This is a genomic window from Mucilaginibacter achroorhodeus, from assembly GCF_007846095.1.
In the GTDB taxonomy this organism is placed as follows: domain Bacteria; phylum Bacteroidota; class Bacteroidia; order Sphingobacteriales; family Sphingobacteriaceae; genus Mucilaginibacter; species Mucilaginibacter achroorhodeus.
In genome coordinates, this window is sequence record NZ_VOEI01000007.1 from 1 (window position 1) to 11,846 (window position 11,846).

Here is an 11,846-nt window from a genome sequence, read left to right on the forward strand (position 1 = left end):
CATGTATTAGGCCTGCCGCTAGCGTTCATCCTGAGCCAGGATCAAACTCTCCATTGTAAAATGTGTTGTTTGTATCCAGACCCTATTAACTCAATCAATAGAAATCTGTAAAAATATTATTCTATTACATTATCCCTATCTACTTTCATCTCAGCTTCCGAAACCTTGGGTTCGTTCTTCCGCTGTTACGCTGCATTCTTTATCTTTTCTATTACCTTTAAGAACTTCTCGCTTCACCTCACGGATCCGCTTTCTATATCTTCAGCCGTTGCGGCCTCAACATCTCAATCTTTTATTCTTAGAAAACCCTTGTGGCTTTCTCCTTTCTTAGTTTTCCTTCGTTTCCGAAGCGGCTGCAAAGGTACAACCTTTTTTCTCTTTCGCAAATATTATTTAAAAATAATTTTTGCTCCGTTTTTCAACCCTACTCAAGGTTCTTTTCCCTCTTTCGCGGGCTGCAAAGATGCGAACTTTTTACCATTCGTGTCAAGTACTATTTTCAACTTTTTTTAAAGCTTATCTTGTACCCTCTTTACATCCATTACCTTCAAAAAACAACCGCCTTCCCTCTCGTTATTGCGGGCTGCAAAGGTAGCAAATTAAGTTTATATGTCAAGTGAAATAATCACTTTATTTAAAATCTTTTTATTTGCCTTAGTCTTCAAAAAACAACCGTCCTTCGTTTTGGACGGGATACAAATGTACGCCGAAATAGTTCTTGCCTCCAAAGAAAATTTCAAATAATTTCGATTGCAACATAACTCGTTAAAATACAATAAGTAACAAGCCTGCTTAACAGTACCTTTATACCATATTTACAATAAAAGTACATTCACCATTGATCAAAAATCCACTCAAAAATGCGTGAAAGCGGCTTTTTTATTCCTCGGCATGAGATAAACAGACCATAAAGCCCTTTGAATTTTCTGTACTTTTGGTCATATATATGGCAAATCACACTTTTCCGGATAGGTTTTTAGATAGTCTGACATCAGAACCGGGCTTCAATAAAGAGAATTTCATCAATGCACACGCATCAGAAAGCTCACCAACATCCATCCGGCTTAATCCTTTCAAAGCATCGAACATAAAAACAGATACACAAGTGCCATGGTGTGCTGAGGGTTTTTATCTGAATGAGCGACCTTCTTTCACGTTCGACCCATTGTTTCATGCAGGTGCGTACTATGTTCAGGAAGCATCATCAATGTTCATCAGCCATATATTATATAGTATAAGGGATAGCGATACCGACCCGCTGCGTGTTTTAGACCTTTGCGCAGCGCCGGGTGGCAAAAGCACCTTGCTTAATTCGGCCCTGCAAAATACCGATCTGCTGGTTGCGAACGAGATCATCAAAACGCGTGTCCCTATATTGATGGATAACCTTAACCGCTGGGGAACATCAAACACCATTGTCACCAATAACGATCCACGCGACTTTGCCCCACTGAAGGATTTTTTTGATGTTGTGCTGGTTGATGCGCCATGTTCGGGATCGGGCATGTTTCGTAAAGACCCTGATGCCATGAACGAGTGGAGCGAAGCCAACGTTAAACTTTGCCACCATCGCCAGGAGCGGATACTGGCTGATATTTACCCGGCACTTGCCGAAGATGGTTACCTTATATATAGTACCTGCTCTTACTCGCACCAGGAAAACGAGGATATTTTGGATTGGCTGTGCAGTGCTTTTGATATGGAAAGCATAAGGATACCTTTACAAGATGATTGGGGTGTGGTTGAAAGTCAGTCGGCCGGGGCTAAGGCCTGGGGTTACCGTTTTTACCCCGGTAAGGTAAAAGGCGAAGGTTTGTTTGCGGCCTGCCTGCGCAAGCGCGAGAACAGCGGACAAAGCAACTACAAAAGCAACGCGCAACAGAAACTGCCGGCTAAAGAGCTGGACATTGTGAAAACGTATATTTGCAACGCTGATGATTTTTACCTTTTTAAGGTGAATGATGACTGGCTGGCCATTAACCGCGAGCATAAGGAAAGCCTGAACGCATTGCACAGGCACCTGTATATCAAAAAATCGGGCGTGCGTATTGGCAAACTTGCCGGCAATGATCTGATACCCGACCATGAACTGGCGCTAAGTAATGTTATTAATAAAGATGCGGTTTTGGTTACCGACTTAACCAAAGACCAGGCCATACAATACCTGCGCCGCGACAACATAGATATTACCCCAAACGGCAAAGGCTGGAGCCTGATGAGTTATGAAGGTCTCGCGCTGGGATGGGCCAAATTACTACCTAATCGTGTAAATAATTATTATCCGAAGGAGATAAGAATATTTTCGCAAAAACCGGAGTAAGGATTAAAGAAAAAAGACACTCTTTACTATTTATTCTTCTTGTAGAAATCCTCCAACGCATCCTTGTACTCCTCACGCGAAAAAATATCGCAAATACGCAGGAACGATTTATAGTTAGTTGTATAAGGAAAAGCAAACTTTGCAGCCTCAATCTTTGAATCGTCCGTATTGAACTGGTTAAGCAGTGTAAGCAATTGATCGATGGTGATACCTTTATCCTTAACACCGGCTTAAAGTACATTCATTTTATCCGCATCTGTACTTTGCTGCTGCATCTCGCGCAGTATAGCTTTAGCTTCTGATGCCTCCATGGCTTTTTCAGGATGTTTTGTTTTCTGGATGAAAGAAGTCGGGGCGGGTTTAACAGCAGATGCGTTTAAGGTTGCAGTGGCTAAAGCTAAAAGGATAAGGGTGAAAAGTTTTTTCATGCGGGGTGATTAAATGGTTGAAGATAGCAAGAAATTCGAAACGGTGAATCAATCAATCGACCTTCTTTCTACCTGCCTCTCTTCCCCTTAAAAAAATCTTTGATCAGTTGCGAGCATTCATTCTCGTGGATGCCGGAGGTGATGAGGGTTTTGGGGTGGGTAATGCTTTGGTTTAGTCGGCCGAAGCCCATGCGGGTGTCGTAGGCACCAAATACAATGCGCCCGATCTGGAACCAATAACTGGCTCCAGCGCACATTACGCAAGGCTCGAGAGTTACATAAAGTGTACACTCGGGCAGGTATTTGCCGCCCATGTAGTTGGCGGCAGCGGTTAGGGCCTGCATTTCGGCATGGGCAGATACGTCGTTCAATCGCTCTGTGAGGTTATGGCCCCTGCCAATGATCTTGCCTTTGCATACCACCACTGCGCCGATAGGTATCTCATCCTCGGCCAATGCCTGGCGGGCCTCTTTAAGGGCCTCGTTCATAAAAAACTCATCGGGAGATATGGCAGGCTGTTCGTCGTCGCCGAAATTAAAGTATCGCATTACGCTTTTGTATCTGTTGTTTTTTCTAAATGTCGTTCGGTAGAGGTTAATAATATCACAACCGAGCCCATGGCACCGGCTACTATTAAACCTGTTTTGATGAGCATCTGCGCATCTAAACCCATCGGAATTAATGAGATCAGTGGTGTTAATATCAATCCCACAACGAGCAGGAAAAATCCCAGCTTTAACATTAGCTTGGCTGAGTACCTGTTACCTTCGTCCCAGTTTTGTTGGTTCTTCATGGATAGCGGTGTGCGGTAGCCATACAAGCTATTGATTTTTTTTGGAGGAAATTGCTTTTGAATTAAAGCCGCTAAAATAAAAATAGCACCTACCAATTGCGGACCTATCAACCAGTTGGCTAATGCTGTATCAGATAAGTTTGCTGCCATTGGGTACAGGTTTATCTACCGCAGCCAGCACAATATCGCCATTTTCATCAGCAAGGCCGGTCACCAAAAACTCCGACATAAAGTTGGCGATCTGTTTTTTAGGAAAGTTGACCACGCCAAGTATCTGCCGACCTACCAACTCATCCTTAGTATAGTGTTTGGTTATCTGTGCGCTGCTTTGCTTAGTGCCCAACTCGCCGAAATCAACTTTTACTTTGTAAGCGGGCTTGCGTGCTTCGGGGAAGTCTGCAACTTCCACTATTGTCCCTACGCGTAGCTCTACCTTTTCAAAATCGTTCCAGTTGATTATGTCCATGTAAGCAAAGGTAAAACCTTGCGCTTAATTTCAAACCTTTAAACGTTACTCCAGATCGGCAGCGGCAAAAGTATTTCCTTGTTTAGGGTCGCCGGTTTCAAAGCCTTTTTTAAACCAATACATCCGCTGGGCACTGGTACCATGGGTAAAGCTATCCGGATGCACCTCGCCCTGAAATTCCTTTTGTAATCGGTCGTCGCCGATCTGGTGTGCGGCATTAAGGGCTTCTTCAATGTCGCCTGGGTCAAGCACGTTCTTTACGTTCTTCTCATAATATGCCCATACACCTGCGTAAAAATCGGCCTGTAGCTCAAGCTTTACAGAAAGTTTGTTGTATTCTTCTTTACTTAAGCGCTGCCTTGCCTCATCCATTTTTTGCGATACACCTAACAGATACTGCACATGATGACCAACCTCATGCGCTATTACGTAAGCCTGGGCAAAATCACCCGCAGCACCAAACTTATCTGACAGTTCTTTGAAAAACGAAAGATCGAGGTAAATCTTCTGGTCGCCCGGGCAATAGAACGGACCGACTTCGGCACCGGCAGTACCACATGCGGTGCTCACCGCTTCCTGGTAAAAATGCAATACGGGCTCCTGGTAGATACGGCCATTCTGCTGAAAAAGTTTGTTCCAAACGTCTTCTGTATCTGCAAATACCACCTTGGCAAATTTTTTCTCTTTAGTATCGGCAACAACTTCTTTGTTGTTACCCTGCTGGCCACCTTGCTGATTTACGCCGTTAAGCACAGCCGATGGATCAATACCTGTAAAGTAATATATTGCTGCGGCAATAATGCCTATTACACCACCGCCAAGGGCAAAGCCCCTGCCGCCGCTTGCGCTGCCATCTTCGGTGTTACTGCTTTCGCGCCTGCCAAACCATTGCATAGTTTATCGTTTTTATTTGCTGATAAACGCCGAAGCCCAAACGTTTGTTTGGGCTTCGGTAACAGTATGTTTGCTGATGATCAATTTTCAAGTTTAGGGATACGCGTTGGTGTATCTTTACCCGATACGATACTGCGCGAGCTTAACGCAATTGCACGTATAGTTGCCGTGATGTTAGTCACATCAAGTGAACCAAATTCATCTTTCACAGTATGATACAACTTATCCGTTGGGATCTGATCTGTTGAGATGGTATGCGCAGGCACACCTACTGCTGCAAGTGAAGCATTATCGCTGCGATAGAACAGGTTTTGTTCAGGATATGGATCGGGATAGAATTTAAATGCCGTACCCTCAAGGTTACGCTGCAGGATAGGGCCAAAATCAGACCTCTCAAAACCGGTAATAAAAGCAGAATTCTCACCAAATTTAGATGCTTTGCCTATCATTTCGATATTGAACAAAGCAATCACCTGATCCGGATTAACCTTGGTGGCAAAATACCTTGATCCAAAACCACCGATCTCCTCTGCTGTAAATGTCACAAAGATGAGCGTACGTTGATTGTTATTAAGCTTCTTATAGTACTTCGCCAGTTCAATTACCGCTGTTGTGCCAGATGCATCATCATCGGCGCCATTGGCAATGCTATCCCCTTGCATAGGTTTGATTATACCCAGGTGATCATAATGTCCGCCAAAGACCACATATTCGTTAGGTTTGGTTTTGCCCGGTATTACACCCACGATATTGCTCAGAGATAAGTTTTCTTTACTTACCTCACAGCTTGCGTCAAAAGATTTGGGCTCGCTCGCGCCTAAAACGTAAACTATCTGCTGTGATGACGTACCATCACTTATCATGCCTTTAACAGCCCTGTCTCGCACCCTTTTAAAAACATCTGCCAGTGATGCGTCAAATATGATCAAAAGCTTTTTGCCGCTACGCATTGCAGTACCCAGCTGCTTCCTAAAGTTAGCTTCATCAGTAAGTTTAGTAACCTTTACAGTGGTATCACTTTTCCAGTTAAATGCCATGTTGGTGTTCACCGCTACCTTTTCATCAGGGATAGCTACACCATCAAATATCACTTTTGGATTTACCGGCTTAATGCGTGTTTGATAAAAAGTTTGCCTATAGCCCTGGTTACCTTCCATAGGCTTTAAACCTGCAGCTTTAAATTCACCCTCAACAAAATTGGCAGCCTTTTCAATACCCGGCGTAAATGTACCGCGGCCCTGCATGTCATCGGCGCTAAGCGTTTTTATAACACGCTCAACATCGGTTTGTACGATCATCTTATTAACGTCCTGGCAAAAGCCGGCAACGGGGGCTACAAGCAAAGCTGCCGCAGCTATAAATAGTTTACTCTTCATTTATTTCACTTTTGATGATAGCCATGCCGCACGAAAATCTTTCTGCTGCTGGCTAAGTTCTTTACCTGCTTTTTCAAATGTTATTACTTGGTAGGCAGGGCTTTCTTCTAAAACAACGTTAGCTTCATGGTCGCCAAGGCGGTTATGGTAATTGATCACTACTTTATCTCCCGGCTTTTTATCCTTAACCGCATCTGCCAGTGCCGATGTTTCTTTAGCCTCTTTGCCATCTATCTTCATGATAACATCGTCGCCATCTAACCCGGCTTTGTATAACGGAGAGTTAGATGCCGTTGAGCCAATAATTAACAAACCACCATTTGCCGGCCTTGCAGATACGCGGCCCATCCAGCCTTTGTCCGGCATAGCCTTTTGCATTATAAAGCCCGCTTTAGCTAACAGTTCTGTGTAATCATTCTTTTTAACGCCGTATATGTAATCGTCAAAAAATGATTTGGCAAACTTGGCATTAGTTAGTTTGGCTAAGGTATTCTGCAGATCAGGAATAGTGTACGGCTTGCCGGTTTTGCCGTAAGCTAACCAAACCTGGCGCATGTAATCATCAAGTGTGAGCTTAAACTCGCTGCGCAAACGCAGATCGAGTGCAAGGGCAGTTGCACCGCCATACACGTAATAGCTGGTGAACATATTAGTGTAATTGGTAGCATCAACAGCCACGCCCGCATCAACAAACACCGCATCGCGGCTCATTTGCGTTGGCGGATATTTAGCAGGAGCCGGATTAGCCAATACTGAATTGATGAGCCCAGCCATGGTAAAAGTATAGTCGTCTACAGAGTTGAAACCCGCCCTTACCAATAACATTTCGCCGTAGTATTGCGTAAAGCCTTCGGCAAACCAAAGCTCGCTGCTCATGTTGGCATGCTCAAAATTAAATGGCTCTAATGATTTTGGGCGAATACGCTCAACATTCCAGCTATGGAAAAACTCGTGTGAGAAAGTGCCTAACAGATCACCTTCGTTACCGGCAATTTTTGGAGCCCTGTCAACAATGCATGTTGAGTTACGGTGCTCCATACCATCGCCAAAGTTATTTGGATGCACATCATCCAAAAAGGTATAGCTGCCGTAATCATAATCGGGCTGCTCGCCAAAAACGGCCTTTTCTTCGAGTACCACCTTTTGTACCATCTTGGTAAAATTATCAACGGTTGCCTGGTCATCATCAGAGTGAACCGCAACAGCCATTTTCTGCTTTTTGCCGTTGGTGTTAACCACGTCCCATGTACTCACTTTTACGTTGGCCAGTTCTGTAGGGCTATCCATCATGTATTGCAGATCAGGGGCGCTATATACATTGTCACCTTCGTGTTTTAACTGCGTAGCAACCTTCCAGCCATATTTATCCAGGTCGTTAAATTCAAATTTAACAGGGCGCTTGTCCATCCCCAATACCCACATAAATGCGGCAGGCATATTAAGGTGAGCATGACTGGCATCAATACCCACATACGTTCCATCAGCGTGGTTACCAAATAAGGTATAGCTTACCTTCACTGCATCTGGGTGTTCTGCAATCTCATAAACATCACCCTCTATCTGTGTAATGATTAACGGCTTGCCGCTAACATCAGTAGCTTTAACGTTATAGATATTCTTACCAAATTCATGCGTTGCGTAACGGCCCGGTGATGAGCGGCTCATTCTTACTTTGAGCTTGCCAGCAGGTGCATCAGGAATGGTCATGGTAACTTCTGCCTCGTGGTGGATGGCATTGGGGAACGACATGCTGTAAAAGATAGGCTTGGTATTGCCTGATTGTGCAAACGCGCCAAAACTGCACAACGCCGCCGCCGTTAGGGTAATTATTTTCTTCATGTGAGGTCGGTAATAAGGCGATGAAGTTAGCATATTATCAGCTAACTTTTCATATCATTATTATTACGAAAGGCTATTTAAAACATCATTTATTTTCTGCTTAAGCTCGGGCAGGTCTTGTATGATCACTTGCCATATTAAATGAAAATCAACCCCGAAATACTCATGTACAAGAATGTGGCGCATACCAGTTATCTGTCGCCACTCTATATCTGAAAAAAGAGCCTTTGTTTCAGCTGAAATATAGTTTGCGGCCTCACCAATTATCTCTATCTGTTTTATACAAGCGAAACGCATCATTGAATTTTGAAGGAATAATTGCAGATCGATATTTGCGGTATAACTATCTATTTCGGTGATAGCATCAATAATATGCAATAATCTTTGACGATCTCCAATTTTACCTCTCATAGATGAGTTGCTTTTCTTTATCGATAAAAGGCATGATATGGGATGATACGCCATTAGATGATACGAGATCGATATTTTTCTTAAGAATAGACTTCAAATCTTCCTGCATTTGAAAGAAGCCCAATCCTATGTGATGCGAATAATCCAGATCGACTAATATATCTATGTCGCTATTTTCATCCGCCTCATTACGGGAATACGACCCGAACAGATAAGCCTTTACAACAGGTTTATCAGCAAAATACTTTTTAACGGTATTTATATCGCCAGGCGTTAACTGCATAATCAAATATAACAATTATTAATCTATCAATCGTAGCTATGCCTGCTTAGGTCAAATTCCGATTGGTTGCTAATGATCTGCTTTCGCCGGCCAATATCTACGTCCAGGTTGTGGTCGTAAGTTTTATCAGTAACATTAATATCACGTTCCTTATCACGTTCAGCGGCGTGGATATTTGCTTCAGCGATCTTAGCTATAGCCGTATCATAAGGCCCTTTGGGCGACATCAACTTTACAAACACGGGCAAACACTCGAACAAGATGAAAAGGTAGCCGATGAAAGACATCGCCATATAAGTATCCAGATCGCGAGAGCCGTCAACATTATAAGACAATTGTCCCAACGCCCAGTTACGGTCTGCAAAGCCGGCCACGTTTGCCAGGCTATCCAACTGTTTATCGGTAAACAATCGCGTTGACGTAACACCCTCAAAATCCTTGCGCCTACTCAGGTAATCCTCGTTTTGGCCCAGGTTGTCAGTAACAGATTTCAAGCGGTCCTGCTTTTCTTTAAGTACCTCTTCCTTTCGCTTGGCATAAGTGCCATACCCCATTATGCCTGAGGTTTGATTGGTTTTGTCACCAAACACCTCCTGGTTAAGTTCGTAACGTGAGCGGTTGATGTCGCGCTCCAGAGAATCTTTCTCCTTTTTAAGATCTTTCTCTTTACCAAGCTCCTGGGCATATTTTTGGTTGTAAGTACGTTGCAGGCTATCAATTTTTGTATGTTGTCCTTTCAAATAGGCTGTTTTCAGCTTTTCGCGGATTTCTTTGTCAAATATCTTTAGCTCTAAGGGGCGAGAGATCACCAAACCTATCATGATCGCTAAAAGTATACGCGGGGTAGCCTGTAAAATTTGTTGATTGGTACTACCCTCTTTATTGATGCTTGATACGATGTATCGGTCCATATTAAAGATGGCAGTGCCCCAAAGCACCCCGAACAATATGGCAAAGCCTACGGCGAAGGCACTTCCACTAAAAACAAAGTACATAGCGTACCCGCCGGATAGCGCAGCAAAAACTGCCGTGAAGAATATGGTAGCACCAATGCCAACATACTTATTATGTTCTATAGGGTATTTCCTCAGCGTGTCCACGTGTGCACCTGAACAGAACCAAAAAAACCTGGTTATTTTTTTCATTAAACTATAAGGGTAAAATAATGCGTTTACATTAAAACGCGCTTAGGTAGTGATTGTTACAAAACGCTTATAATTATTTGGTACAGAAAATCCTACCTTTGAAGCCATAATTCTATTTAAAATGAAAGAGATAACCGCACAAGAACTAAAGGAGAAATTAGATAAGGGTGAAGATTTTCAACTGATTGACGTACGCGAAGATTTTGAGTACGAAACCTCAAATATTGGTGGCCAACTGATACCCCTTGGCGGCATTTTAATTGAGACCGACAAAATATCGCATGATAAACCGGTTGTGGTAATGTGCCGTAGCGGTAAACGCAGCGCTGCAGCTATCATGCAATTAGAGCAACAGGGTTACACCAACCTTTACAACCTGCAAGGCGGCATTTTAGCCTGGAAAGCAGAGATAGACCCAGAACTTAACGTGTACTAATATGCGCTCCAAGTTATTCTTAAACATCTTTTACAACATTGTGATATTTGTTTGCGCGGCGGGTGCCTACACTTCGCTTCAAAACAGCAGGTGGATCTGGTTGACAAGCTTCCTGATGTTAGGCGCGTTGTTCATCATAGCCAAAATAAAGTTGATAAAAGAAGTAAGAGCATTACAAAACAATCAGAAGAAATAAAAAAGGAAGGGCCTCAAATTGAGGCCCTTCCTTTTTTATTTGGCCGGCACTTTTAAGCCCAGCGCTTGTATGTAACCTTTCTGGGGGATGCAGTTAGTAAACTTGCTGCTTTCTAAGAATGCCCAAAGCACTTTCCTGATCTTTTCCCTGTCTGCAGGTGCAGCTTTGCGGATCTCCTCAAAACTGCCGCGTGGCTTCTCAGTATATTCTATTATCTCGTCGTAACCCTCGGGTGCCTTAAAGCTCATAAAGCCTTTCTCATTATCGGCCTTTTTGTATGGCCAGTAATGCCAGCCAATGTTGTTCTTTTCGCAAAGTAACCTGAAATCATGAACCCATTGATCAGTGTTTTCGCCGGTTTCGCCAACGTAAATAGGCACATTATACTTATCCCTATAGTCGATATATTCTTGAATAACGTCCTGTTTCACATCCGTCCAGTATTTGTGGAAGGTGTAAACGCTTTTGCTATCGAATGGACGCCCGAACACTTTAAAATTGCTGTCCCATTGTGCACCACCAATAAAAACAATGTGGTTCTTATCTACAGAACGTACTGCTGCTGTTATCTGCTTATAAGTTGGCTCCAGATGCGGGTTTATCTTCGCCACATCAAAGTAGTGTGCGATAGGCTCATTTAGCAAGTCGTAACCCATAATGGTGGTTTCGTTCTTGTAATGATTCGCTATTTTTCGCCATATATCCGCAGTCAACTTTCTGCTTGCGGGGCTGGTAAACAAGAAGGGATAACCGTTTCCATCGTCGATATTGTCGCCTGTTTGGCCGCCAGGTGCACAGTGCATATCCAGTATCACATAAAGGTTAGCGTTTTTGCACCAGCCTACAACGCGGTCTAACAGCTCAAAACCCCGGTTTGGGTTGTTCTGGCCCATATAATCTTCGTAGGTAAACAGCTTATAGTTGAAGGGGATGCGTATTGAGTTGATGCCGGAAGCTTTCAGAAACTGGATATCGGCTTCGGTGATGTAATTATCCTGGAAGGCCTTCCAAAAAAGTTTCATTTCTTCGGGACCAACCAATTCCGTCAAAGCTTCATTGATCAGTCTTTGAGAATTTACCTTTTTAAACTTAAACATGTAACCCTCCGGCACCAGCCAGTTACCCAGGTTGGTTCCGCGGATCAAAAATGGCTTGCCATCAGGCCCAATGATATTTTTTCCTTTTGTACTGATAAATTTTTGCGCACCGGCGCTAATGCAAACCGCGACAAATAACAGCGTGATCAGTAACTTTTTCAT

General features: G+C 43.4%; 15 protein-coding genes. 3 read left to right on the top strand and 12 right to left on the bottom strand.

Annotation, left to right across the window (positions count from 1 at the left end; genetic code table 11):
• Positions 1-946: 946 nt before the first annotated feature.
• Positions 947-2,320 carry a methyltransferase RsmF C-terminal domain-like protein gene (locus FPZ42_RS16480; RefSeq protein WP_146272962.1) on the top strand — a complete coding sequence of 458 codons (1,374 nt, stop codon included), beginning with the start codon at positions 947-949 and terminating at the stop codon, positions 2,318-2,320.
• Between the two features lie 26 nt (positions 2,321-2,346).
• Here FPZ42_RS16480 and FPZ42_RS16485 read toward each other — a convergent pair whose 3' ends face one another.
• From FPZ42_RS16485 to FPZ42_RS16535, 11 genes are all read right to left on the bottom strand, one after another.
• Positions 2,347-2,529, bottom strand: coding sequence for a DUF4476 domain-containing protein (locus FPZ42_RS16485; protein ID WP_146272963.1), 183 nt, complete (start codon positions 2,527-2,529; stop codon positions 2,347-2,349).
• Between the two features lie 21 nt (positions 2,530-2,550).
• A complete protein-coding gene (locus FPZ42_RS16490; RefSeq protein ID WP_146272964.1) occupies positions 2,551-2,748 on the bottom strand; it encodes a hypothetical protein in 198 nt (65 codons plus the stop codon).
• Positions 2,749-2,816: 68 nt separating this feature from the next.
• Positions 2,817-3,296: a nucleoside deaminase gene (locus FPZ42_RS16495; protein WP_146272965.1), complete on the bottom strand. Its 480-nt coding sequence runs from the start codon at positions 3,294-3,296 to the stop codon at positions 2,817-2,819.
• Positions 3,296-3,691, bottom strand: coding sequence for an SdpI family protein (locus FPZ42_RS16500; protein WP_146272966.1), 396 nt, complete (start codon positions 3,689-3,691; stop codon positions 3,296-3,298). The genes FPZ42_RS16495 and FPZ42_RS16500 overlap by 1 nt, the downstream gene beginning before the upstream one ends.
• Positions 3,672-4,007, bottom strand: a complete 336-nt coding sequence (locus FPZ42_RS16505; protein ID WP_146272967.1) for a tRNA-binding protein — start codon at positions 4,005-4,007, stop codon at positions 3,672-3,674. The genes FPZ42_RS16500 and FPZ42_RS16505 overlap by 20 nt, the downstream gene beginning before the upstream one ends.
• Before the next feature lie 45 nt (positions 4,008-4,052).
• The gene (gene ypfJ / locus FPZ42_RS16510; RefSeq protein ID WP_146272968.1) at positions 4,053-4,901 is read right to left on the bottom strand and encodes a KPN_02809 family neutral zinc metallopeptidase; all 849 of its coding nucleotides are present in this window, start codon (positions 4,899-4,901) and stop codon (positions 4,053-4,055) included.
• A gap of 80 nt (positions 4,902-4,981) precedes the next feature.
• Positions 4,982-6,277, bottom strand: a complete 1,296-nt coding sequence (locus FPZ42_RS16515) for a M28 family metallopeptidase (RefSeq protein WP_146272969.1) — start codon at positions 6,275-6,277, stop codon at positions 4,982-4,984.
• Positions 6,278-8,116 carry a M61 family metallopeptidase gene (locus FPZ42_RS16520; RefSeq protein ID WP_146272970.1) on the bottom strand — a complete coding sequence of 613 codons (1,839 nt, stop codon included), beginning with the start codon at positions 8,114-8,116 and terminating at the stop codon, positions 6,278-6,280.
• Between the two features lie 63 nt (positions 8,117-8,179).
• Positions 8,180-8,527, bottom strand: a complete 348-nt coding sequence (locus FPZ42_RS16525; RefSeq protein WP_146272971.1) for a HepT-like ribonuclease domain-containing protein — start codon at positions 8,525-8,527, stop codon at positions 8,180-8,182.
• Entirely contained in the window at positions 8,517-8,810 is a 294-nt protein-coding gene (locus FPZ42_RS16530; RefSeq protein ID WP_146272972.1) for a nucleotidyltransferase family protein, read from the bottom strand. The genes FPZ42_RS16525 and FPZ42_RS16530 overlap by 11 nt, the downstream gene beginning before the upstream one ends.
• 26 nt (positions 8,811-8,836) lie before the next feature.
• Entirely contained in the window at positions 8,837-9,955 is a 1,119-nt protein-coding gene (locus tag FPZ42_RS16535) for a DUF4407 domain-containing protein (protein WP_146272973.1), read from the bottom strand.
• 121 nt (positions 9,956-10,076) lie between these two features.
• Here FPZ42_RS16535 and FPZ42_RS16540 point away from each other — a divergent pair, with 121 nt between their 5' ends.
• Both FPZ42_RS16540 and FPZ42_RS16545 read left to right on the top strand, forming a co-directional pair.
• Complete coding sequence (locus tag FPZ42_RS16540; RefSeq protein WP_146272974.1) at positions 10,077-10,391, top strand: rhodanese-like domain-containing protein; 315 nt, start codon at positions 10,077-10,079, stop codon at positions 10,389-10,391.
• A 1-nt stretch (position 10,392) separates the two neighbouring features.
• Entirely contained in the window at positions 10,393-10,587 is a 195-nt protein-coding gene (locus tag FPZ42_RS16545) for a DUF6358 family protein (protein ID WP_146272975.1), read from the top strand.
• Between the two features lie 35 nt (positions 10,588-10,622).
• Here the strand turns inward: FPZ42_RS16545 and FPZ42_RS16550 are convergent, their stop codons facing one another.
• Positions 10,623-11,846 carry a glycoside hydrolase family 5 protein gene (locus FPZ42_RS16550; protein ID WP_146272976.1) on the bottom strand — a complete coding sequence of 408 codons (1,224 nt, stop codon included), beginning with the start codon at positions 11,844-11,846 and terminating at the stop codon, positions 10,623-10,625.